The sequence below is a fragment of the Aminobacter sp. BA135 genome, assembly GCF_050859125.1.
In the GTDB taxonomy this organism is placed as follows: domain Bacteria; phylum Pseudomonadota; class Alphaproteobacteria; order Rhizobiales; family Rhizobiaceae; genus Aminobacter; species Aminobacter ciceronei.
On sequence record NZ_CP139572.1, the window covers coordinates 2567953 to 2592129 of the forward strand.

Genomic DNA, 24177 nt, shown 5'->3' on the forward strand with positions numbered 1-24177 from the left:
AGGCATGCTATTCCGCCTTCACCTCCATCATGCCGGTCGCCGTTCGTGCCGAATATTGCGGCCGGTACATGTCCTCGACATTGGCCGCCGGATGGGCATAGGTGCCGGGCGTCACGGCGCGCACGACATAGGCCAGCGTGAATTCCTGGTCCGAGCCCTCGCCGCTGTTCATGGCGGCGACGAAGCGATCGTTGCGGAATTCGAGATGGGCGGCTTCCGTCTGTTCCAGCCAGGAGAAGTTCGACAGGTTGGCGCTGTTGACCAGCCCCGGATTGTCGATCTCGAAGCCTGCCGGCAGCATGTCGGCCACCACCACGCGCGAGGGCCAGTCGTTGAGCTCGTTGATCTTGAGCACGACGACGAAGCGCTCGTTCTGCTTGACCTCGGTGACGTTGGCCTCGCTGCCGTCGAGCCGGTAGTAGGTGCGCTCGATGGTGAAGCCGTCGCCGCCGGCGGGCAGCGGCTGGGCTGGTGCTGCGACCGTCGTCACCACGGCCTGCAATGCGTCCTTGCCGGTGTTGGCGATGACGATCGGGTTGGTCAGAAGCTCGGCCCCGTCGACGCGCTCTGAATAGGCGCCGTTATGGGCCGTGCCGTTGACGTCGATCGAGATCGCCTCGTTGCCGGCTTTCAGCGCGCGTGCCGCAAGCAGCATCCAGGCATCATCCTGGGTGCTGGTCCAGCGTGCCGCGGCACGGTCGGCCGCCACCATCTTGACCAATGCCGGCACCACCGAAGGCAACGGCTTGCTTTCGGCGGCCAACGCCAGCATGGCGGCGCCGTCGCGCAGGCGTGAGCCATAGTCGGAGCGGTACCAGTCGTGTTCGGTGGTCGTCCTGGCGATCTGCAGCGCAGCGCCAAACAGGCTTTCCGAACGCTGGGCATCGCCGTAGAGCGCCAGGCTCGCGCCGAGCTGGGCCACTGCCATCGCGCTGGAGAAGGCCTCCAGCTTGGTGTCGGCGAAGTAGCGCAAATCGCCGACCGAGGCTTTCTTGTTTCGCGCCAGTACATAGAGCGCATAGGCGATCTCGGAGCCTCGGTCCTCGACGTCGACGTCATAGCCGATCGCGTTCTGCAGGTTGTTGAGCGCCTGCATCATCGCCTGCTGCGGCACGTCGAAGTTCTTCTCGCGTGCCCGGGTCAGGAAGTCGGTGACATAGGCGTCGAGCCACAGATCGCCCGAGCCCGGACCCCACAGGCCGAAGCTGCCCGACGAGGACTGGTAGTTGAGCACGCGGTAGACCGCGCCCTGGATGCGCTCGCGCAGCTCGGGGTCTTCGGCCATGCCGTTTTCGGCGCTGAGCTCGCTGACATAGAGCAGGGGCAGCGCCCGGCTCGTCGTCTGCTCGGCGCAACCATAGGGGTAGCGGTCGAGCGTCATCAAAAGCGACGGTACGTCGAAGGCCGAGGCCAGAGACACACCGACGCTGACATGGGCGTCGTCGAGCAGGCTAGCCGCCAGCAGCTCCTTGTCGACGCGCAGCGAGGTGGCGGGCTTGAGGTCGACGACCATACGGGTGGTCACCGGCAGCTGGCCCGGGCGCACCGGCAGCGACAGCTCCTGCTCGACCTTGAGGCCGTCGCCATTGGCGAGCTTGACGGTCAGCCCGGCGGTGCCGGCGGTGACAGGCATCAGCGGGATCCTGATCGTCTGGCGCTTGCCTGGTTCGAGCGTCAGCTTCTCGGGCAGGGCGGCGTCGCCGGTCGAAAGATCACCAGTCGTTGCGACCGACAGGCTGTAATCGCCCGCCGGCGCGTCGGTGTTGGCGATGTCGAGCGTCATTTCGGCGAAGTCGCCCGGTGCCATGAAGCGTGGCATGCCCGCCGTCAGCACGATCGGATCGCGCACGATGACGTCGCCGGTGGCGTGGCCGACAGCAGTTCTGGTCCAGGCCACGCTCATCACGCGCACCGTGCCGTTGAACTGCGGAATGTCGAAATCGACCGTCGTCTTGCCGTCGGCGTCGAGCTCGACGATGCCTGAGAAGAAGGCGACGAGCTTTTCCTTGGGGGGGCTGCCTTGCGAGGTCAGTGCCGCACCGTCGCCGCCAGTGCGCAGCTTGCCCATGGCACCCAGCGAGCCGTCGATCAGGCGGCCATAGAGGTCACGCAGTTCAAGCCCCAGCATGCGCTGGCCGAAGTACCAGCCTTCCGGGTCCGGCGCCTTGTAGTTGGTCAGGTTGAGGATGCCGACATCGACGGCCGCGACCGTGACATAGGCCTTTTCGCCTGCTGCGGCGCCGGTCACCGAAACCGGGATCGACAGCGCCTTGCGCGGTTCGGTCTTCTCGGGCAGCGCAAGTGTAACGTTGAGCTTCTTGTCGGCAGGATCAACCGCCAGCCACTTCAGGCCGATGGCGCGGGCCGGCATGCGCGATTCCTGCGCGTCGCCGGGCCGGTAGAGCGTTGCGGTCACATAGGCGCCTGCGCCCCAGTCCTCGCCGACAGGGATGTCGACGGTACCGCCTTCCGCCGGGATCGAGGCGGTCACGGTCTTGAGCAGCTTTTCGGCGCCGATGGTCACCAAAAGCTCGCCGGCAAAGCGTGGCGAAACCTGCAACTTGGCGACTTCACCAGCCACATACTTTTCCTTGTCGAGCGCGACCTCGAGGCCGTCGGGCGTCTCGGTCGAGGTCGCCGAGACATACCAGCCGGCGTCGAACTCATAGCTTGTCGCCGGGCCGGCCGGATCGGCCGTCTCGACTTCGAGGCGGTAGCGGCCCCAGTCTACGGGCAGCGAAACGGTTGCTTCGGCACCAGCGGTGAGATCGACTTGGCCTGATGCCACCGACTTGGTGAAGGTCACCGGCTCGTAATTCCACGAATTGCCGGAGCGGTACCACTGGTAGTTCCGCTCGACCTTGACCAGCGACCACTGCGCGCCCTTGAGCTCGGTGCGCTTGCCGCCGGGTTCGGCGGCGATCAGGCTGAACTTGGCGGTGCCACCCTGCGGCACCTCCTCGCCTGAGAAGTCGGGCCGGATGCCGATCATCGTTGCCTGCGGGCGGATGCCTATGTCGAGTTTTTCCTCGACGGCGCGGCCGCCGGTCTCGCGCATGCGCACGCTGAGCGCTGCATTGACCAGCCTGGTCGTCGACGGCAGCTGGTCCACGGAAACGGGGAAGGTCGCCTTGCCGTCGTCGCCGACGACAGGCAGGTCGGTCAGCGGAATGCGGGTGGCTTCGCCTTCCTGCTCGTCGGCGAGGCCGAAATAATAGCCCTTGAAGCTCTCCCACTGGCGCTTGGTCGACAGCGTCAGCTCGCCTTCGAGCGCCAGGCCTGCAGCGGGTGCGCCATAGAGGAAGCGGCCGTCGACGGTGGCTTCTGCCGTCTCGCCTGCAGCGATTTCATTGCGGTCGGAGGTCAGGGTGAACTCGATGCGATCGGGCACGAAGTCTTCGACCAGGAACATCTGGCTCGACACTGCCGGCTGTTTCGGGTCGGTGTGGATGGCCAGCGTCCAGGTGCCGCGCATGGCGGCTGACGACAGCGGCAGGTCGACGCTATGGCCGCCTGAATTGCCGCCCTGACTGACGACGCGCCGGTCCTCGACGCCGTCGGGACGGGTGAAGATGAAGGTCAGCGGCAGGTTGTCGACGCCATTGGCAGCATCATCGCGGGCAAGGGCCGCCGCATGCACGGTTTCGCCGACGCGGTAGATGCCGCGCTCGGTCCAGGCATAAATGTCGAGCGCAGCCGGTGCGGCGCGTCCGGTGACGCCACGGTCGGACAGGTCGAAACCTGCGCGGGTCATGTCGAGGAAGACGAAATCGGCGTCGCCTTGCCTGGCCATCAGCACAGCCGGCGCCAGGCCGCCATTGCCGCGGGTCAGGCCCGGATTGAAGGTGGCGCGGCCCTCGGCGTCGGTCTTGCCGGTGCCGAGGATTTCGTTATTGCGGGCAAGCAGCGTCAGTTCCGCGTCGGCGATAGGCTTGGCCGAGGCGAGCGAGCGGGCGAAGACGTTGAGCCCGTCCTGGCCGGTATAGGTCGACAGCCCGATATCGGAGACGACGAACCACTGCGTCGCCTTGGTCGCCCAGGTGTCGCTCTTGTCGTCGACAGGCTGGGCGGTCAGCACATAGACGCCGGGTTTGCGGTTGGGCAGTGCCTCGTCGACCGGGAAGGAGGTCGTCACTTCCTTGTTGAGCTCGTTTGTGATCGCCAGCTGGCCTTCCCACACCGGCTCACCCATCTGGTCGGCGATCGAGGACAGGTCATAGCCGTCGAGCTGGCGCAGGAACTGATAGCCGGAAAGCAACTGCGCCAGCGAGCGGTCGCCGATGCGGTAGAGCTTCATGTCGGCAGCTTCCATGTTGACCGTCACGACGGGGATGCCCCGGCGGGCGGTCGACGGCAAAACGAAGCTGTCGCCGGTGAAGCGGGCAGACTGGCCGCGATCCTGGACATAGACAGAGAGCACGACGGGTGCTTCCAGCACCTCGCCGAGCGCTGCCGGCAGGCCGGAGCGGAAGGTCACGCGGTAGTGCTGGCCGTGCTGCAGACCCTCGACGCAGATCTGCTGGTCCTTGGCCTCGACGCTCTTCGGCGCCTGGTCGTCGATCGTAACGAAGGGGGCGTAGTCGACGCCCGTCTTGACCAGCGCCTCGGAAAACTGAGCGCAGACGCGCGGCGAGGTCGTGTCGGCGTCGATGCTGTGCTCGACGACGCGGAAGCCTTTTCGTGCCTTGAGGTCTTCATATTCGGCGCGGATGGAGGCCGAGTTGTCGAGTGCGAGACTCGCTTCATAAGCCTGCAGCGAGGGTCGGAACAGGTCGCGCTTGTCGAGGCCGCGCGCCAAAAGCGCCAGTGTCTCGGCGCGGTTGCTGGCCGAGCGCGACAAGAGATAGGCATTGTAGGCGGTCGACGTCGTGTCGCGCTGCAGCGACGCTGTCTCTTCGCCGTTGATCGGCGACACCATCGGCGTGGCGCGGGCGAGGCGCGTCCAGATCGCGGCGTCGTCGGGCAGGATGATCGCTGCAGCGCGGAACTTCTGCATCGCCGTGCGGCCGTCGCCGCCCAGGAGCGCCTGCTCGCCGGCATCGATCAGCGCGGCGAGGCCGAGCGCCGGATCGACGGTCGCATTGGTGGTCAGCGCGCTGCGGTACTGGCGCGCCTCGTCCACCATCGACGCCGGGAAGAACGTAAGTTCGGCCGGCGCGCCGATGTCAGGCTCGCCACTGACCGGCACGACCTTGCCGGCGACCGCGCCGGTGAACGGCTTGATCGTGGCGAAGTCGGATTTCAGGAAGCACCATTTCGCCTTGGTGTTGTAGGTGAAAGCGCGGCAGGACTGGTCGCCCATGCACGAGGTCTGGCACTGGTCGAGGCTGACATTCTGCTCCGAGCGCAAGTCGAAACCGAAATAGTCGGAGTTGTCGGTCGTCACGACGCGCCGGGCTTCGACCGCCCCAGCCTCGAACGTGTTGGCCAGCCCGAATGCCATGGCCAAAACGAGAAGAACGAATACCGGAAAAGCCCGCAGCGCACGCATCGCCAATTCCCTCCACCACCCTGATCGTCGCCCTAGACGACATGTTAAGCTTGCCACAGTCCAGTCAATACTGCAGCCACGCAGGCATCGCCTGCTACGTTAATACTTGTCTTGGACGCCGTGCATGGTATTGCCCGCCCATGCGGTTCGCTCCGATGACAACACCCGAATCCCTCGCCCGGCTGTCGTTCATTTGCCCAATGAATTCTGACATATCGAATGTGGCTGCTTTACGAAATGCCAGAAACTTCATTCCAATTTTAGGATTGGAGGTTACGGTGCCTTGATGTTTGTGCGGCGTTTGCGTGGATTCGACAGACCAACGATCGCCCGTGCGCTTCCGCGCGCGGCGATTGCGATGCTGTTGTCTTCAGGCATCCTGGCCGTGGATACCCAGCGCGCCTCAGCTTTTGAGATCTTCGGAATCAAGCTGTGGGGCTCGTCGAAGGAAGACGACGCCGACGTCGTCGACCCGCTCGACTATGCCGTTACCTTCGAAGTCGACACCACTGACGATGACCTGAAGGAAGCGATCGAGAACGCCTCGCTGCTGAAGGGCGAGGAGGATCGGCCGGTCTCCGGCTCGCTCGGCCTGCTCGCCAAGGCGCGCAACGACCGCGAGCGCCTTGTCGCCGCACTGTTCTCCAAGGCGCACTATGATGGCGTCGTCACCATTTCCATCGCCGGCAAGAATCTCGACGACCTCGCTCCTGACGCCGTCTTCGACGGGCCACAGCCCGTGCCGGTCAGCGTTACGGTCCAGCCCGGCTCGATGTTCACGCTCGGCGATATTGTGCTCAAGGGCGATGCCGCCAACATCAGGGGCGCCGATTTCGGCCTGATCGCGGGCGGCAATGCCGCCTCCGACGCCATCCTTAAGGCCGAGGCCGGCATCGTGCGCGCGCTCAAGGAAGAGGGCAGGCCGCTCGCCAAGGTGACCAGCCGGACCATCGTTGCGGATCACGCTACCACCACGCTCGACGTCACCCTCGACGTTGCCGCAGGCCCGATCGCCGGCTACGGCGAAACGACGGTCGAAGGCACCGAGGCGGTCGATCGCGACTTCACCGTTTACATGACGGGGCTGGAACCCGGCCGGAAATACTCGCCCAAGGAAATCGAGGAGGCACGCAACCGCCTCCTGGCGCTCGAAGTGTTCAGCTCGGTGTCGATCAACGAAGCACTGGCGCTCGATCCGACCGGCAACATCCCGATGGATGTCCGCGTCAGCGAGCGCAAGATGCGTTACTTCGGTGCCGGCGCCACTTATTCCAACACCGAAGGTGCCGGGGTCGAAGGCTATTGGGGCCACCGAAACCTGTTCGGCCGTGCCGAAAAGCTGCGCATCAGCGGTTCGATCGGCCGCATCAGCGACACCACCGAACTCGGCAAGCTCAACTACAATGCCGGCATCATGTTCGAGAAGCCTGGCGTCATCGGGCCTGCCTCGAAGTTCTTCGCCAACCTCAAGGCGTCCTATGAGCACCCTGATGCCTATGACATCTTCTCGGTCAAGGGCAATGCTGGCGTCTCCTACGAGCTGACCAGGCAGCAGACCGTCTCGGCCTCGCTCGCGGTCGACTATTCCGACATCGAGGACGCACTCAATCCCGATGGCAAGCGCTACCTGCTGGTCTCGACACCGCTGCAATATGCCTTCGACAATCGCGACGACAAGCTCAACCCGACACGCGGTTTCCGTGCGCTCGCCTATGTCGAGCCGACCTATGACGCGCTGAACGGCAACGCCTTCGTCAAGCTGAAGGGCGAGGGCTCGGCCTATTACGGCCTTGGCGACCAGAACCGGTTCGTTCTCGCCGGCCGCGTCGCCATGGGTTCGATCCTGGGCGCCGGCCTCGACGACGTGCCGGCCGACCGGCGCTTCTATTCCGGCGGCGGCGGCTCGGTGCGCGGCTACGCCTACCAGGGCATCGGCCCGGAGATCAACGGCAAGCCGACGGGCGGTCTGTCATATGCCGAGACCTCGGTCGAGATCCGCTACAACTACAACGACAAGATCGGCATCGTTCCGTTCATCGACGCCGGCACGGTTTCCGCCAGGCAGTTCCCCGATTTCGGCAGCGTCAAGGTCGGCGCCGGCATCGGCGTCCGCTATCTCACGCCATTCGGACCGCTGCGCGTCGATGTCGCCGTGCCGCTCAATCCGGGGCCGGGCGACCCCAGCTACGGCTTCTACGCCGGCGTCGGCCAGGCGTTCTGACCGCGATGGTTATGCTGAAGAAAATCCTGCGCATCCTCCGCATCGCGATAGCAGTCGTGCTGGCCTTCGTCATCGGCGCCACTGCCGTGTTCACGCTGACGTCCAAAGGTCGCGAAAACCTTGCCGGGCTGATCTCCAGCGTCGCCTCGACGCCGGACCAGAAGATCAGGCTGAGCGGGCTCAACGGCATCTGGTCGGGCAATCTCCGGCTCGACAACGTGGTCATCGAAGACGCCCAGGGCGCCTGGCTCGCTCTGCGCGGCGTCTCTGTGGACTGGTCGCCGCTGGCTTTGCTGTCGCGCACCTTCCGCGCTGACAGGGTAGCCGCCAACCGCATCGAGCTTGCCCGACTGCCCCAGGGTGGCACCAAGAAAGAAGGGAGCGGCGCTGGCCTGTCGCTGCCGGTTTCCGTCGACATCAAGGCGATCGAGCTGCCCGAGATCGCGCTCGGCGAAGCCTTGGCCGGCGCAGGCATCGCCGAACTCGCCGCCAAAGGCATGGTCCGCGCCGACCGGTCGCCACTCGGCATCGAGACAAAGCTCAACGTCTCGCGCAGCGACGGCAAGCAAGGCGTCGTCGACGCCGACATCGCTTTCGCGCCTGCCGACAACCGCATCGCGCTCAACATCCGCGCCGCCGAACCCGCCGGCGGCATCATCGCCAATATCCTCAAGCTGCCCAACCAACCGGCGGTCGAACTCGTCGTATCGGGCGAGGGGCCCGCCGCCAACTGGAGCGGCAACGGCACCTTCGCCGTCGACGGCAAGGTCATCACCAGCATTTCCGGGACCCATCAGCTGACCGACAATGGCAACGTCATTTCGGCCAAAGGCGACGGCGCCTTCGAGGATTTCCTGCCCGCTGCGCTGAAGCCGCTGCTCGCCGGCAACACCACCTTCGACGTCGCCGGCACCCGGACGACCACAGGCGGCCTCGACATCGAGCGCGCGACAGTCGCCAGCAGCGCGCTCACCGCCACTGCCGCCGGTTCGCTCGATCCGGAAGGTGCCGCTGACCTGTCGCTCGACGTCAAGGCCAATGAAGGGCCGATCGTGCTCAGCCTCGGCAGCGATGCCCAGCCGGTGACGGTGGCGATCAACGCCGCAAGCTTGCGCGCCTTCGGCGACGGCAAGGAGCCGGCGGTCGACTTCAGCGCCTCGCTTTTGTCGGTCATCGCCGGCAACACCGAGCTGCGCGACATCGCCGCCTCCGCCCATTCCGACGGCTTCGACATTGCCAACCGCAGCGGCCCGCTGTCGATCAAGCTCGGCGTCGCCGAACTCAAGACCGATGTCGCTACGCTTGCACCGTTGGTCGCCGGCCGTGTCGCGGTCGACATGGCGGGCTCCATCAGCAAGGATCAGGTCGCCGTCGACGAAGGCACGATCCGCAGCGACACGCTCAACGGCGCGCTGAACGCCAAGCTCAACCTGGCTGACCTGTCGCTCGAGCTCGGCGTCAGGGCCGACGTCGCTTCCAGCGCGCTGCCGGCAGGCGTCCGCATCGCACTTGCCGAACGCACCCAGTTCTCGGCCACAGCCAGCCGCGATGCCGAAGGCAGCTTCGCCGCCAACGCCATCGAATTCACCTCGGGCGCGCTCACCGCCAGCGGCACTGCGCGCATGAAGGGCACCGATGTCGATGCCGACCTCAAGGGTTCCTTCGCCGACATCTCGCTTCTGTCCAAGGATGCCAAGGGTGCGGTGGATTTCGCCCTGACCGCCAAGGGCGCGCGCACCGCCCCTGACATCTCACTGACTGTCACCAGCGACCGCATCGAAGCGGCGGCGCGCGAAATCACTGGGCTCAGTCTGAAGGCAACAGGCAAGGTCGACCCGGCCAACCCGGCCGCCAATGTGGCACTTTCGGGCAACGTCGCCGGTCAACCACTCCAGGGCAGTGCCGTGCTCGCCACATCAGACGGCAAGCGCGAGATCAAGGGCCTGTCGCTGTCGCTGGGCGAGAACAAGCTGTCGGGCGACTTGGTCCTCGACCAGGATTTCGCGCCGCTCGGCACGGTCACCATCGACATGCCCGATATCGGCCCACTTGCAGCACTTGCGCTCGAAAAGGCCGAAGGCGATCTGCGCGGCAAGATCGACTTCACGCGTTCAGGCGATGTCCCGCAGGCGCGCCTTGAACTGGGCACCGCTTTGCTCAAGCGTGGCGATCTCGCCGCCAATGGCGTTTCCATCAACGCCGACATCCTCAACTACCTCAAGGCGCCGGCTATCTCTGGTACGATCAAGGCCAAGTCGGTGACCTCGGGCAAGACGGTCATTTCCGGCATCGATGTCGACCTCAAGCGTGATGGCGAATGGACCGGCTTCTCCGGTGGCGCCACCGTTGCCGACATTCCGGCCAAGGCCGCCGGTCGCGTCAAGCTCGCTGGCGGCACCACCACCATCGAGCTCGCCTCGGGCGAAGCCGTCATGCGCGGCATCAAGGCCGCCATCGCGCGGCCGACGACGGTTTCGATATCAGGCGGTACGACGACGCTCAACAGGCTTGCGCTCAATCTCGGCGGCGGCACGGCGACGGTCTCCGGCACGGCGGGCTCGGCGCTCGACCTCAACGCCACGCTGGCCAATGTGCCGGCTTCGCTTGCCAATTCCTTCGCGCCTGGTCTTGGTGCCGCGGGTTCGATCTCGGGTACGGTCAAGGTCTCGGGCGCTGCCGCCAATCCGACGGTCGGCTACGACCTCAAGGTCGCGGGTGCCGCGACCGCACAGACCACGGGGGCCGGCTTCGGTGCCATGAACATCGGCTCGACCGGCACCTTCGCCGGTGGCAAGCTCACCTTCCAGTCGACGATCAGCGAAGGGGCGGGCCTCGCGATCAAGGGGGGCGGCAGTGTCGTCACCACTGCCAAGCCGGTGGCGCTCGACCTCAGTTTCTCGGGGCCTGTGCCATTCCAGTTCCTTGGCCGCACGCTGGCCGCCCAGGGCATGGCGCTGAACGGTTCCGCCGACGTCAACGTCCAGGTGCGCGGCCCCGCCACGTCACCTGTCATCGGCGGCAGCATCCGCGCTTCCGGCGCGCGGCTTCTGATTGCCCAGTCGGGCATCGCCATCAACGACATCAATCTCGACATCGGCATTACCGCCGGCGTTGCCCGAATCAACCGCCTGACCGGCGCGCTGTCGACGGGCGGCCAGCTCACCGCGAGTGGTACTGTCGGCACCAATGCGGCGCAGGGGTTCCCGGCCGACATCTCCATCAAGCTGACCGACGGTCGTTACACCGACGGCCGCGTCGTCACCGCCAATCTTGGCGGCGACATCGCGATCAAAGGACCGCTGGTTTCGGCGCCGGTGCTGTCAGGCACGATCAATCTGGCGCGCACCGTCATCAGCATTCCGGAAAAGTTCCCCGGCGCACTGACCGCCGTCGACGTCAAGCACAAGAACGCGCCCAAGGCGGTCGTCGCCCAGCAGGACGCGATGCGTCCGCCGGCGAAGGCCAGCGGCGGCAGCGGCGCGCTGATGCTCGACGTCACCGTCAACGCGCCCAACCAGATCTTTGTCCAGGGCCGTGGTCTTGACGCCGAGCTTGGCGGTTCGCTGCGCCTGTCGGGCTCGTCGGCATCGCCGCAGGCGGTGGGCGAGTTCACGCTGCGCCGTGGCCGTCTCTCCATCCTCGGCAAGCGACTCAACTTCACACAGGGTTCGGTCGGCTTCTCGGGCTCGCTCGTGCCGACGATCAACTTCGCCGCCGAGACGACAGCCGGCGACGCCACCGTCACCATCGGCATTACCGGCGAAGCCAACAATCCGAAATTCGCCTTCTCGTCAGTGCCGGCGTTGCCTGAAGATGAAGTGCTGGCGCGACTGATCTTCGGCAGGTCGATGTCCAACCTGTCGCCGCTGCAGATCGCCCAGCTCGCCGACGCTGCCGCCCAGATGGCCGGCATCGGCGGTTCGACGTCGCTGCTGTCGAGCCTGCGCGCGACGCTCGGCGTCGACGACCTCGACATCAAGACCAACGAGCAGGGCGACACTTCAGTTGCCGTCGGCAAGTATCTGAACGACCGTACCTATCTGTCGATCGAGGCAGGCGACCAGCCCGGCTCGGGCAAAGCGACGATCGACCTGAATGTCGGCCGCGGCGTCAAGTTGCGTGGCACGGCCACCGACGCCGGCGAGGCCAAGGGCGGTATCTTCTACGAGAAGGAATACTGAGCGGGCTGCCGCTCGGGTAACCCCTGCACTGACATATCAGGCGATGTGTCGTGGCACTGCCGACGGTTGTCGGAACCCGGGCATATCAGCTCGGAGCGAAGATTCCGACGAATCCGCTGCGCACTACCATTTTTGCGCCAACTCTGTCGCTATCACGCGAACTGCTCTCCGTTCAAAATTGCAGACTTACCTATGGGAACGATGACGTCCGACCGTTTTGACAACGGCAATCGGATGCGAAATGGTAACGTTACAGCTTCAATGGGAGACGGAAATGACATTCTACAAGAGCAACTCTGATCTTGTTCCCGGCCACATCCGTGAGCTGGCCGATGCTGTCGTAGACGGCAAGATGGACCGTCGCGAGTTCCTCGCGATGGCAACGACCTTCGGCGCATCGGCGGCCATGGCCTATGGCATGATCGGCCTCGCCATGCCCGTCGAGGCTCAGGCGCAGGAAGCCAAGAAAGGCGGCATCCTGAAAGTCGCGCAGTGGATCAAGGACCCGAAAGATCCGCGCAAGGCGGACTGGTCCGAGATCGCCAACGCCGAGCGCCAGGCGATCGAGCCGCTGGTCAAGTACACCGACAAGTACACTTTCGAACCCTATCTGCTGGCCAGCTGGGAAGTGAATGACGACGCCACCGAATATGTCCTGCATGTCCGTCCGGGCGTGACCTGGTCGAATGGCGACGCGTTCAACGCCGACGACGTGATCTTCAACTTCACCCGCTGGGCCGACAAGAGCGCCGAAGGCAATTCGATGCCGGGCCGCCTGGGTAGCCTGGTCGACGAGAAGTCCGGCAAGCTGCGCGAAGGGTCGATCGAGAAGGTTGACGACATGACGGTCAAGCTCAAGCTGACCACGTCGGACATCTCGATCATCCCGAACCTTACCGACTACCCCGGCCTCATCGTCCACAAGACCTTCGACGAGAAGGGCGGCGACTTCAAAGCCTGCCCGATCGGCACCGGCCCGTTTGAGCTCGTCTCCTACGATGTCGGTTCGAAGGTGGTCTACAAGCGCCGCGAGGACAACAAGTGGTGGAACGGCGAGGTCTATCTCGACGGCGTCGAGCTCATCGACTACGGCACCGATCCGGCTGCCATGGTCAGCGCCTTCGAGGCCAATGAAGTCCACACCAATTTCGAAACCTCGGCCGACTACGTCTCGATCCTCGACGGCCTCGGCCTGGTCAAGTCGGAAGTCGTCACCGCTGCCACCATCGTTGCCCGCACCAACGTCGCCAACAAGCCTTATGACGACCAGAAGGTGCGCCAGGCGTTGCACAAGGCTGTCGACAACGCCGTCGTGCTGCAGCTCGGCTACGGCAATGCCGGTGCTGTCGCCGAAAACCACCACGTCGCGCCGATCCATCCGGAGTATTTCGAGCTGCCCAAGCAGACCCGCGATCCGGCAGCTGCCAAGGCGATGATGGCGGAAGCCGGCCAGGCCGACTTCGAGCACGAGCTGATCACCGTCGACGAGGACTGGCACAAGAACACCGGCGACGCGATCGCCGCCCAGCTGCGCGAGGCCGGCATCAAGGTCAAGCGTACCGTTCTGCCGGGCTCGACCTTCTGGAACGACTGGACCAAGTACCCGTTCTCGATGACCAACTGGAACATGCGGCCGCTCGGCGTGCAGGTTCTGGCGCTGGCCTACCGCACCGGCGAAGCCTGGAACGAAAGCGCCTGGTCGGACCCGGAGTGGGACAAGAAGCTGAATGCAGCGCTTGCCGTCGCCGACGTCGCCAAGCGCAAGGAAATGATGAAGGACATCGAGCAGACGCTGCAGGATTCCGGCATCATCATCCAGCCGTTCTGGCGCAAGCTCTACAACCACTCGGTCGCCGCGGTGAAGGGCGGCGGCATGCACCCGACCTTCGAGCACGATTACGGCAAGGTGTGGCTCGACGAGGCCTGAGCCAGGGCCGCAATTCGGGGAGGGGTGTCCTGCACCCCTCCCGCCTTCCGCAACCGGGTTGATCGCCACGGACCCCAAACCCACAAAGGCAGGGGACGCCAATGCTATCCTTCATCTCGCGCCGCCTCGGCACCATGGCATTGACCATGCTGTGCCTGACCCTCGTGGTGTTCTTCCTCATCAATCTCGAGCCCAACCTGAAGAAGCTGGCGATCAGCCAGACCGAAATGCGCACGACATCGGACCAGCTCGAAAGCTGGCTGCAGCGCAACGGCTATCGCCAGAACTTCTTCATCCGCTACGGCCAGTGGCTCGGCGTCGTCCAGAAACAGCCCAATATCGACCCGGCCACCGGCCAGGCGGTGCCGCGTTTCCGCTTCTGCAACGAGGCAGCGGAGCCGACCTATTCCGGCATCCTGCAGGGCGATTTCGGCTGCTCGACCAAGTTCAAGACACCCGTCGCGACCAAGCTCTTCCCGGCACTCGGTGCCACCGGCATCCTGATGTTCTGGGTGCTCGTCACCATGGTGCCGATATCGCTGTTGATCGGCATCCTCGCCGGCATGCGCGAGGGCTCGCGCACCGACCGCACCCTGTCCGTCGCATCGATCGCCACGACGGCGACGCCCGAATATGTCTCGGGCGTCATCTTCACCGTCATCTTCGCCTCGTGGCTGGGCTGGCTCAATGGCTCGGCTGCTTCAGCCAGCCAGGGCATCACCTTCTACAACTTCACCTTGCCCGTGATGACGTTGGCCATCTACGGCATCGGCTACATCGCTCGCATGACGCGTGCCTCAATGGTCGAGGTGATGACCCAGCAATATATCCGCACCGCCCGCCTCAAGGGCCTGTCCTTCGGCAATGTCGTGGTCAAGCACGCGCTGCGCAACGCGCTGATCGCACCGTTCACGGTCATCATGTTGCAGTTCCCGTGGCTGCTCACCGGCGTCGTCATCGTTGAGGTGATGTTCCGCTACCAGGGCTTCGGCTACACGCTGGTCGAAGCCGCCGGCAACAACGACATCGACCTGTTGCTCGGCTGCTCGCTGGTCTCGGTCTTCATCGTGCTGATCACCCAGCTGATCTCGGATGTCGGCTATGCCTACCTCAATCCACGCATCCGCGTTCAGTAGGGAGACGGCCGCATGCAGATCGAATATATCGGCGCCTTCCAGACCTTCCTCGGCGTGCTCGCCCGCTTCTGGCCGGTGTGGCTGGCCATGGCCATCGTGCTGGTCGCCAGCTTCAACTTCCGCAAACATCTAGGCCTCTACGGCCAACTCTTCGACAGTGGCGTCGGCATCGCCGGCGTCGGCATCTGCTTCTTCTGGCTGTTCACGGCGATCTTCGCGGCCAAGGTCGCGCCCTTCGATCCGCTCAGCCAGATCCCTGTCATGAAGGACGCGCTGCCCGGTGCCATCGAACCCGCGTCGAAGCAGGTCTATCTGTTCGGCGGCGACAAGCTCGCCCGCGACGTGTTCTCGCGCATGGTCTATGGCAGCCAGATCGTGCTGATTATCGCACCTGCCGCCACCGCCTTCGCGCTGATGGTCGGCATCACGCTCGGCCTGCCGGCCGGCTATTATGGCGGGCGTATCGACTCGTTCCTGTCCTTCCTCGCCAACCTCGTGCTCGCCTTCCCGGTGATCCTGCTGTTCTACCTGCTGGTCACCCCCGGCATCATGGACACGCCGATCCCCTATGCCATGGCCGGCGTGTTCTTCCTGTTCCCGATCATCTTTTTTTCGGTGCTGTTCTACACCCGCTTCAAGAGCCGGCCAGAGCGGATCTATCTGCTGCTCGGGCTCACCCTGCTGCTCGGCGGCTGGGTCTATGTCGGACTGGTCTTCAACGCAGACCCGCTCGGCATCATCTCGATCGATCCCAACCAGCTCAACATCTTCGTCGCCGTCGTCTTCGCTTCCAGCCCGGGCGTGTTTCGCATCGTCCGCGGCCTGACCATGGACATCAAGACGCGCGACTACGTCTCCGCCGCCCAGACCCGCGGCGAGAGCCCGTGGTACATCATGCTGTGGGAGATCCTGCCCAATGCGCGCGGCCCTCTGATCGTCGATGCCTGCCTGCGCATCGGCTACACCACCATCCTGCTCGGCACGCTCGGCTATTTCGGCCTCGGCTTGGCACCCGAAAGCCCGGACTGGGGTACCGCGATCAAGGACGCCAGCCGCCTGCTGCGCTCCTTCATCCACCCGGCATTGCCGCCGACAATCGCGCTGATGTCCTTCGTGCTCGGCCTCAACCTTCTTGCCGATGCGCTGCGCGAACAATCGATGAAGGACTGAAGGAGAGCGTCATGAACGAGACCGTCAGAAACGCCACCGCCCAGGAACCGATCATCGAGATCGAAAACCTGTCGATCTCGTTCTTCACCCGTCGCGGCGAGATCCCCGCCGTTATGGACTTCTCCTGCACCGTCATGCCGGGCGAGGCGATGGGCATCGTCGGCGAAAGCGGCTGCGGCAAGTCGACAGTGTCGCTCGGCATCATGCGCGACCTTTCCAACATCGGAAAGATCGTCGGCGGCCGCATCAGGTTCCAAGGCAAGGACATGGGCGACATGTCCGAGGACGAGCTGCGCTCCATCCGTGGCAACAAGATCGCCATGATCTACCAGGAGCCGATGGCCAGCCTGAACCCGGCGATGAAGGTCGGCCAGCAGCTGATGGAAGTGCCGATGATCCACGACAAGGTGTCGAAGGAGGAGGCCTACAAACGCGCACTCGAAATGGTCCGCTCCGTTAAGCTGCCCGACCCCGAGCGCATGATGCGCTCTTTCCCGCATCAGCTGTCCGGCGGCCAGCAGCAGCGCATCGTCATTGCCATGGCGCTGCTGTCCAATCCGGCGTTGCTTTTGCTCGATGAGCCGACGACAGCGCTCGACGTCACCGTTGAGGCCGGCATCGTCCAATTGGTCAAGGGGTTGGGCAAGCAGTTCGGCACCTCGATGATCTTCGTGTCGCACAATCTCGGCCTGATCCTCGAGACCTGCGACCGCATCACGGTGATGTATTCCGGCGAGGCAGTGGAAACCGGCTCGATCAAGGACGTCTTCGACCGGATGCGCCACCCCTATACGCAAGGGCTGTTCCGCTCGATCCCGCTGCCCGGCGCCGACAAGAACTCGCGCCCGCTGGTTGCCATTCCCGGCCAGCTGCCCTTGCCGCACCAGCGTCCCAAGGGCTGCAATTTCGGCCCGCGCTGCCACCATTTCGTCGAAGGCGTCTGCAACGCCGCCGAGATCCCGATGATCCCTGTGGCCGGCCATGAGGGCCATTTCAGCCGCTGTGTGCGCTTCAACGAGATCGACTGGGCAGCGATGCCGCCGGGCGCCGAAAAGAAGCACGAGCCGGTCAAGCCGGGAGCCCCGGTGCTCAAGATCGACGACCTGAGGAAATATTACCGCGTTGGCGGCAGCGAGGTCTTCGGCTCCAGCGAAGGCAGGGTGGTCAAGGCCAACGAGACGATCAGCTTCGAGGCGCGCGAATCCGAAACCGTCGCCATCGTCGGCGAAAGTGGCTGTGGCAAGTCGACGCTCGCCAAGGTGCTGCTCGGCCTCGAAACCGCCAGTTCCGGCAAGGTGCTGCTCGGCAACAAGGAAATCCAGTCGACTGGCATCGAAGACCGTGACGTCGGCACCGTCGCGTCGATCCAGATGGTGTTCCAGAACCCGTTCGACACGCTCAATCCCAGCCATTCGGTGGGCTCGCAGATCGTTCGTACACTCGAAAAGTTCAAGGTCGGCAAGACCGCAGGCGACCGCAAGCAACGCATGCTGGAACTGCTCGACCTCGTCAAGCTGCCGCGCGCCTTCGCCGAGCGCATGCCGCGCCAGCTCTCGGGTGGCCAGAAGCAGCGCATCGGCGTCGCTCGCGCTTTCGCCGGACAGGCCAGGGTCGTCGTTGCCGACGAGCCGGTTTCAGCGCTCGACGTCTCCGTCCAGGCGGCCGTCACCGAGCTCCTGATGGACATTCAGCGCAAGTCGAAGACGACGATGCTGTTCATCAGCCACGATCTCTCCGTCGTGCGCTATATCGCCGACCGCGTCGTGGTCATGTATCTCGGCCACATCGTCGAGCAGGGCACCACCGACCAGATCTTTTCCCCGCCCTATCACCCCTATACCGAGGCACTGCTCTCGGCGATCCCGATCGCCGACACGTCCGTCGTCAAGAAGCACATCGTGCTGGAAGGCGACATTCCCTCGGCGATGAACCCGCCGTCCGGCTGCCCATTCCAGACCCGCTGCCGCTACAAGAGCCAGGTGCCGGGCAATCTCTGCGAAACCCAGGTGCCGCCGATGCGCGAGTTCGGCGACGGCCACCAGATCAAATGCCACCTCCCGCCGAGCGCCTTCGACGCCATGGAGCCGGTCATCAGCCTCGGCAAAGGCGCGGCACCAGGCGCGCACGACATTACGCCGGAGGCGTGAGGGGCGGGCGGTTGGAGGCTTGAGCCGCGTGATGCCCGGAATATGAGGGCAGGTTACGTTGGCTTGAACGGATGAGGGCGTGGAGAAGTTCTCCACGCCCAATTTTTGAACAACAATCGCCAAGCGGAACTCCCGAAGATCGCCTTGGCCGCGATCCGTCACACCCCCCCTCTGCCCTGCCGGGCATCTCCCCCACAAGGGGGGAGATCAAGCTGCATCGCCGCCTCGGCCAATCGCCAATGTAGCAAGGCTTGTCCTATCTGACGCCGCAGGAGGGGTGCCGCCGGCGGCGCGGCTAATCTCCCTCCTTGTGGGGGAGATGCCCGGCAGGGCAGAGGGGGTGCGAAGGATCGCAAAGCTGAAGGTTTGCGTAGAGGCACGGCCAACACGTCCAAACGGCGTGGATAGCCCGGCCGCGCTCGCGCGCCCGGATGAGCTGCCTTCTCCCGCATCGGATGAAAGTCTCGCCAACGCCTCACCTATCCCTACGGAAGCGAAGGCCCCTGAACCATCAAATCCTGACCAAAATATTCATATTATTTTTGTGTAAAATCAGATACTTACGCAAAAAATTGACCAATTGATAAAAAATAGAACGTGCTACGCTTCCTCAAAATGAGAATAAATTGGGGAACTGGAATGGCAGAAGGTCACTTCAAGGAAGGCATCGTCGGCGGCCGCCTTGCGCCAGCACAATACACCGACAATTTCTCCGACCTGCACCCCGCGCTCGACCATCACGAGGCGCTGGTGGAGTCCGATCGGTGCTATTTCTGCTACGACGCGCCCTGCATGCAGGCTTGCCCGACATCGATCGATATCCCGATGTTCATTCGCCAGATTTCGACCGGCAATCCGATCGGATCGGCCAAGACGATCTTCGACCAGAACATCCTCGGCGGCATGTGTGCGCGCGTCTGCCCGACCGAAACGTTGTGCGAGGAGGTCTGCGTCCGCGAGGTTGCCGAAGGCAAGCCGGTGCAGATCGGCCGCCTGCAGCGTTACGCCACCGATGTGGCGATGCAGCAGGGCAAGCAGTTTTACAGTCGTGCCGAGCCGACCGGCAAGAAGGTCGCCATCGTCGGCGCCGGCCCGGCCGGCCTTGCCGCCGCGCACCGGCTGGCGCGTCACGGGCATGACGTGACAATCCTCGAGGCGCGGCCCAAGTCAGGCGGCCTCAACGAATACGGCATCGCCGCCTACAAGAGCACCGACGATTTCGCCCAGGCCGAAGTCGACTACGTCACCGCGATCGGCGGCATCAACACGGAGAACGATAAGGCGCTTGGGCGCGACTACCATCTCGCCGACCTGACTGCTTCTTACGACGCAGTGTTCCTCGGCCTCGGCCTCGCCGGCGTCAACGCGCTGCGCGCCGAAGGCGAGGATGCCTCCGGCGTCTCCAATGCCGTCGACTTCATCTCTGTGCTTCGCCAGTCGAGCGATCTCGCCGGCCTGCCGGTCGGGCGCCGCGTCGTCGTCATCGGTGGCGGTATGACGGCGGTCGATGCTGCCGTGCAGTCCAAGCTGCTCGGCGCCGAGGAGGTGACGATTTGCTACCGCCGCGGCCAGGAGCATATGAACGCATCGGAATTCGAGCAGGATCTGGCGGCTGCCAACGGCGTCGTCATCCGCCACTGGCTGCAGCCGAAGAAGGTCATCTCCGAAGACGGCAAGGTGGTCGCCATCGAGCTCGAATACACCGCCATGAAGGGCGACAAGCTCGCCGGCACCGGAGAGATCGTCAGGCTTGCCGCCGATCAGGTGTTCAAGGCGATTGGCCAGAGTTTCGAGCCTTCGGCGCTCAACGGCAGCGGCCCATCGGTTGCCATGGAAGGCGGCCGCATCAAGGTTGACGGCGAAGGGCGTACCTCGCTCGCCAAGGTCTGGGCCGGTGGCGACTGTATCGCAGGAGGCGACGACCTGACCGTCTCGGCCGTGGCGCAAGGGCGCGACGCGGCTGAATCCATCCACCGCGCCCTGGTCGGCTGAGGGAGGACAAGATGGCAGACATCCGCAACAATTTCGTCGGCATCAAGTCGCCCAACCCGTTCTGGCTGGCGTCCGCGCCGCCTACCGACAAGGCCTACAACGTCGTCCGCGCCTTCAAGGCGGGCTGGGGCGGCGTGGTCTGGAAGACGCTGGGAGAGGAAGGCCCGCCTGTCGTCAACGTCAACGGTCCACGTTATGGCGCGATCTGGGGGGCCGACCGGCGCCTGCTCGGCCTCAACAACATCGAACTGATCACCGACCGCGACCTGCAGACCAATCTGCGCGAGATCAAGCAGACCAAGATGGAGTGGCCCGATCGGGCGATCGTCGTGTCGCTGATGGTGCCCTGCATCGAGGAGGCCTGGAAAGCGATCCTGCCTGTCGTCGAGGAGACCGGCGCCGATGGCATCGAGCTCAATTTCGGCTGCCCGCACGGCATGTCGGAACGCGGCATGGGCGCAGCCGTCGGCCAGGTGCCCGAATATATCGAGATGGTGGTGCGCTGGTGCAAGGCCAACACCCGCATGCCCGTCATCACCAAGCTGACGCCCAACATCACCGATGTGCGCAAGCCGGCGCGGGCAGCCCTTGCCGGCGGCACCGACGCCGTGTCGCTGATCAACACCATCAACTCGATCACCGGCGTCGATCTCGACAGCTTCGCACCGCAACCGACCATCGACGGCAAGGGCTCGCATGGCGGCTATTGCGGCCCGGCGGTCAAGCCGATCGCCATGAACATGGTGGCCGAGATCGCGCGCGATTCCGAGACGGCGGGCCTGCCGATCTCCGGCATCGGCGGCATCACCACCTGGCGCGATGCGGCCGAATTCATGGCGCTGGGCGCCGGCAACGTGCAGGTCTGCACCGCCGCCATGACTTATGGCTTCAAGATCGTGCAGGAGATGATCGCCGGCCTCGAAAACTGGATGGACGAGAAGGGCCACAAGTCGCTCGACGACATCGTCGGCCGCGCCACGCCCAATGTCACCGACTGGCAGTATCTCAACCTCAATTACGTCGCCAAGGCGCATATCGACCAGGACGCCTGCATCAAGTGCGGCCGCTGCCACATCGCCTGCGAGGACACCTCGCACCAGGCAATTACCAGCATGCTCGACGGTATCAGGCATTTCGAGGTGATCGAGGAAGAGTGCGTCGGCTGCAATCTCTGCGTCAATGTCTGCCCGGTCGACGGCTGCATCACCATGGAACCGCTGGCCGTGGGCGCCATGGACAAGCGCACCGGAAAGCCGGTGTCGCCGCACTATGCCAACTGGACGACGCACCCCAACAATCCGATGGCCAAGGTGGCGGCGGAGTAGGGGCGGCAAACCATGGACGACAGGAGCGAGATCGTTGAACTCGCTCTTGCCTGGGCGGAGGCGATCGTTGCCAACGATGCTACCGCCATCGGCCGCTTCATGGCCGACGACTGGGTGATCATCGGCCCCGACGGCGCGACCGACAGGGCGGATTTTCTTGGCCTTGTCGCCTCGGGCGATCTCACCCACGACATGATGCGTACGGTCGGCGATGCCAGGGTCGCGTTTTACGGTGCGACTGCGGTCTACACCGCCCGGGTGGTCAACAGCGGTCATATTCGCGGACAGCGTTTTAATGCCGACGAATGGACGAGCGACTTCTTTGTCCACGACGGAACCGGCTGGAAATGCGTGCTCAGCCACGTGACGCCGGCAGCGCAAGGCCCGGCCGACATCGACTGACTCTCGCTCCGGCCAACCCGGCTGAGTGCCCTGCTCGACAGAGGCGCGCTTGTGTCGATATCGTCGCGGCGAGCGAGAGGGAACAGGCGATGCGTCTGATCGGGGCTGGGGTGATGGTCGCTGCGAGCCTGCTTTCGCGTGGGGCGTGGGCCGACGATCTTCAGTCGCTCGACCTCGATGCGCTCGACAAGGCCGAGGTTGACGGCTTTCTCGGCAGATGGCGGATCCGCAACGAGGCCGGCGACAGGAGCTGCGATGTCGTGCTCGAGCGCGAGATGACCATCGGCGGCATGCAGATCGATGTCGACCCGGCCTGCGCCAAAGCCTTTCCTGTTATGGACGAGATTGCCGCCTGGCGTCTCAAGGAAGGCTGGGCCATCGACCTCGTCGACGCCGTCAGGCAGATGCGCCTGCGTTTCTACACACCCGACGTGACCTACATCGCGGCACAGGAGATCGATGGCATCTTCACCATCGAGCAACTGCCGAAGAAGTGAGCCGTGGACGGTTTTTCCCAGATTGTTCGCATGCGCCTATTGCGGATAAGATTTATCCATGATATCAAATATCCACGATAAGGAGACCACGATGAAGCTCGGTGATGGCGTGGAGGCGGCGATCCATTGTGCGGCGATGCTGGCCGGCGTCGATGGCGACGGCACGCTGCCTGGGAACGCCATGGCGGAAGCCTTCGGCCTGTCCCCGAGCTACCTGCTCAAGCACCTGAAGGCACTGACGGCGGCAAAGGTGCTGGAATCGGTGCCGGGTCCGAGCGGCGGCTACAGGCTGGCGCGGCCGGCCGACCAGATCACGCTGCTCGACATCGTGCTGGCGATCGAGGGTAGGGAGCCGGCGTTCCGCTGCGGCGAGATCAGGCAGAAGGGCAAATATGCGCTCGACCCCTCGGCCTATGTAAAACCCTGCGGCATCAATGTCGCGATGCTCAAGGCTGAGCGCGCCTACCGGATGGCGCTTGCCGGAACGCGTCTCTCCGACATCGTCACCGACTTCACCGAGAACACCGACCAACGCATCGTTGCCGCCAGCTGCGCCTTCGTGGCCCAGAACCAGCGGCCGCAGAATTCCCGACCCAAGATGAAAGGCTGAGACCATGAAACAGAGACTGAATTTCTTCGCCACCGCTCCCGATCTGATGAAGCAGGTCGTGGCCTTGAACACCGCCATCAACGACTGCGGGCTCGACCATATGCTGCTGCACCTGATCAAGCTCAGGGCATCGCAGATCAACGGCTGTTCCTATTGCGTCGACATGCACAGCCGCGAGGCCAAGCAGGATGGCGAGACCGAGCAGCGCTTGTGGCTGGTCGCCGCCTGGAAAGAATCGCCGCTGTTTTCCGAGCGTGAGCGCATGGCCTTGAAATGGACCGAGACGGTGACCAGCATCGCCGATGCCGGCGTGTCAGCCGAGCTTTACGCCGAGGCGCTCCGGCACTTCTCGGCCGAGGAACTGGTCAAGCTGACCTTGGCCGTTGGCATGATCAACACCTGGAACCGGCTCTGCGTGACGTTCCACGCCATCCATCCGGTCGAGGCCACCAAGGCCGCCTAACCCTACCAACTCTCCCAAAATCAAAAGCATTATCAGTGGTCGCCGATGGCGGCCGCGCAAGGAGCTGTTCATGTTCGATACGGATGCTTCGGCATTGGCCGCCATCGGCCGCCTTTTGCTTGGTGGTGCCTTCGTCTTTGCCGGTCTGCGCAACATTGCCAACACCAAGCTGTTGTCGGGCATCATGACGGCGCGAGGCGTGCCGCAGGCAGACCTGGTGCTGTGGGCAGGGATCGTGCTGCAGATCGTCGCCGGCCTGATGCTGGTCGTCGGCTTTCACGCCGCCTATGCGGCCGCGGCCCTGATCGTGTTCCTAATTGCCGGGACGCTGATGTTCAACAATTTCTGGGATCATCAGGGCCCGGATCGCGCCTCGCGGATCAATGGCGTGGTCAGCAATGTGGCGCTTGCCGGCAGTTTTCTGCTGGTGATCGCAACAGGTGGTTAAGCCGCTTTGCAGCAAAGGAACAGATTCAACCTGTGCTGCCAAGTCATGCCAGAAAAAGTGCTTTCCTGATTTGAGAGAGGCCTGTGGTCAGCGGCGTTGCGCTCTTCAAACAAGGTGAAATCACCTTGTCCGGACACGAAAACGCCTGCATCGGGACGCCTCTCATG

At 64.1% G+C, this 24177-nt stretch carries 14 protein-coding genes; 13 read left to right on the forward strand and 1 reads right to left on the reverse strand.

Going from position 1 to position 24177, the window contains the following annotated elements; all coding sequences use genetic code 11:
• Positions 1-7: 7 nt before the first annotated feature.
• The gene (locus tag SLT36_RS12460) at positions 8-5443 is read right to left on the reverse strand and encodes an alpha-2-macroglobulin family protein (protein ID WP_432288312.1); all 5436 of its coding nucleotides are present in this window, start codon (positions 5441-5443) and stop codon (positions 8-10) included.
• Positions 5444-5777: 334 nt separating this feature from the next.
• Here SLT36_RS12460 and SLT36_RS12465 point away from each other — a divergent pair, with 334 nt between their 5' ends.
• From SLT36_RS12465 to SLT36_RS12525, 13 genes are all read left to right on the forward strand, one after another.
• Positions 5778-7712 (forward strand): autotransporter assembly complex protein TamA, encoded by a 1935-nt coding sequence (locus tag SLT36_RS12465; RefSeq protein ID WP_432287825.1) that lies wholly within the window; start codon positions 5778-5780, stop codon positions 7710-7712.
• Between the two features lie 11 nt (positions 7713-7723).
• A complete protein-coding gene (locus SLT36_RS12470) occupies positions 7724-11893 on the forward strand; it encodes a translocation/assembly module TamB domain-containing protein (RefSeq protein WP_432287827.1) in 4170 nt (1389 codons plus the stop codon).
• Positions 11894-12167: 274 nt separating this feature from the next.
• Positions 12168-13820 carry an ABC transporter substrate-binding protein gene (locus tag SLT36_RS12475; protein WP_432287829.1) on the forward strand — a complete coding sequence of 551 codons (1653 nt, stop codon included), beginning with the start codon at positions 12168-12170 and terminating at the stop codon, positions 13818-13820.
• Positions 13821-13921: 101 nt separating this feature from the next.
• Positions 13922-14956 (forward strand): ABC transporter permease, encoded by a 1035-nt coding sequence (locus SLT36_RS12480; protein ID WP_310316974.1) that lies wholly within the window; start codon positions 13922-13924, stop codon positions 14954-14956.
• 12 nt (positions 14957-14968) lie between these two features.
• Positions 14969-16126, forward strand: coding sequence for an ABC transporter permease (locus tag SLT36_RS12485; RefSeq protein WP_432287830.1), 1158 nt, complete (start codon positions 14969-14971; stop codon positions 16124-16126).
• A gap of 11 nt (positions 16127-16137) precedes the next feature.
• Entirely contained in the window at positions 16138-18273 is a 2136-nt protein-coding gene (locus tag SLT36_RS12490; protein WP_432287832.1) for a dipeptide ABC transporter ATP-binding protein, read from the forward strand.
• A gap of 639 nt (positions 18274-18912) precedes the next feature.
• The gene (locus SLT36_RS12495) at positions 18913-20265 is read left to right on the forward strand and encodes an NAD(P)-dependent oxidoreductase (protein WP_432287834.1); all 1353 of its coding nucleotides are present in this window, start codon (positions 18913-18915) and stop codon (positions 20263-20265) included.
• Positions 20266-20276: 11 nt separating this feature from the next.
• On the forward strand, positions 20277-21590 hold the full coding sequence (gene preA, locus SLT36_RS12500) for an NAD-dependent dihydropyrimidine dehydrogenase subunit PreA (RefSeq protein ID WP_432287835.1): 1314 nt from the start codon (positions 20277-20279) through the stop codon (positions 21588-21590).
• 12 nt (positions 21591-21602) lie between these two features.
• Positions 21603-21992, forward strand: a complete 390-nt coding sequence (locus tag SLT36_RS12505) for a nuclear transport factor 2 family protein (protein WP_432287837.1) — start codon at positions 21603-21605, stop codon at positions 21990-21992.
• Between the two features lie 89 nt (positions 21993-22081).
• A complete protein-coding gene (locus SLT36_RS12510; RefSeq protein ID WP_432287838.1) occupies positions 22082-22489 on the forward strand; it encodes an AprI/Inh family metalloprotease inhibitor in 408 nt (135 codons plus the stop codon).
• Positions 22490-22580: 91 nt separating this feature from the next.
• Complete coding sequence (locus tag SLT36_RS12515; protein ID WP_432287839.1) at positions 22581-23099, forward strand: RrF2 family transcriptional regulator; 519 nt, start codon at positions 22581-22583, stop codon at positions 23097-23099.
• 4 nt (positions 23100-23103) lie between these two features.
• The gene (locus tag SLT36_RS12520; protein ID WP_432287840.1) at positions 23104-23562 is read left to right on the forward strand and encodes a carboxymuconolactone decarboxylase family protein; all 459 of its coding nucleotides are present in this window, start codon (positions 23104-23106) and stop codon (positions 23560-23562) included.
• Positions 23563-23632: 70 nt separating this feature from the next.
• Positions 23633-24010, forward strand: coding sequence for a DoxX family protein (locus SLT36_RS12525; RefSeq protein WP_432287841.1), 378 nt, complete (start codon positions 23633-23635; stop codon positions 24008-24010).
• Positions 24011-24177 lie beyond the last annotated feature (167 nt).

What these genes read in the sequence shown, in the direction of transcription:
- SLT36_RS12460 (WP_432288312.1), bottom strand. Translation starts at nt 5,443, where the DNA reads ATGGCATTCGGGCTGGCCAACACGTTCGAGGCTGGGGCGGTCGAAGCC.
- SLT36_RS12465 (WP_432287825.1), top strand. Translation starts at nt 5,778, where the DNA reads ATGTTTGTGCGGCGTTTGCGTGGATTCGACAGACCAACGATCGCCCGT.
- SLT36_RS12470 (WP_432287827.1), top strand. Translation starts at nt 7,724, where the DNA reads ATGCTGAAGAAAATCCTGCGCATCCTCCGCATCGCGATAGCAGTCGTG.
- SLT36_RS12475 (WP_432287829.1), top strand. Translation starts at nt 12,168, where the DNA reads ATGACATTCTACAAGAGCAACTCTGATCTTGTTCCCGGCCACATCCGT.
- SLT36_RS12480 (WP_310316974.1), top strand. Translation starts at nt 13,922, where the DNA reads ATGCTATCCTTCATCTCGCGCCGCCTCGGCACCATGGCATTGACCATG.
- SLT36_RS12485 (WP_432287830.1), top strand. Translation starts at nt 14,969, where the DNA reads ATGCAGATCGAATATATCGGCGCCTTCCAGACCTTCCTCGGCGTGCTC.
- SLT36_RS12490 (WP_432287832.1), top strand. Translation starts at nt 16,138, where the DNA reads ATGAACGAGACCGTCAGAAACGCCACCGCCCAGGAACCGATCATCGAG.
- SLT36_RS12495 (WP_432287834.1), top strand. Translation starts at nt 18,913, where the DNA reads ATGGCAGAAGGTCACTTCAAGGAAGGCATCGTCGGCGGCCGCCTTGCG.
- preA (WP_432287835.1), top strand. Translation starts at nt 20,277, where the DNA reads ATGGCAGACATCCGCAACAATTTCGTCGGCATCAAGTCGCCCAACCCG.
- SLT36_RS12505 (WP_432287837.1), top strand. Translation starts at nt 21,603, where the DNA reads ATGGACGACAGGAGCGAGATCGTTGAACTCGCTCTTGCCTGGGCGGAG.
- SLT36_RS12510 (WP_432287838.1), top strand. Translation starts at nt 22,082, where the DNA reads ATGCGTCTGATCGGGGCTGGGGTGATGGTCGCTGCGAGCCTGCTTTCG.
- SLT36_RS12515 (WP_432287839.1), top strand. Translation starts at nt 22,581, where the DNA reads ATGAAGCTCGGTGATGGCGTGGAGGCGGCGATCCATTGTGCGGCGATG.
- SLT36_RS12520 (WP_432287840.1), top strand. Translation starts at nt 23,104, where the DNA reads ATGAAACAGAGACTGAATTTCTTCGCCACCGCTCCCGATCTGATGAAG.
- SLT36_RS12525 (WP_432287841.1), top strand. Translation starts at nt 23,633, where the DNA reads ATGTTCGATACGGATGCTTCGGCATTGGCCGCCATCGGCCGCCTTTTG.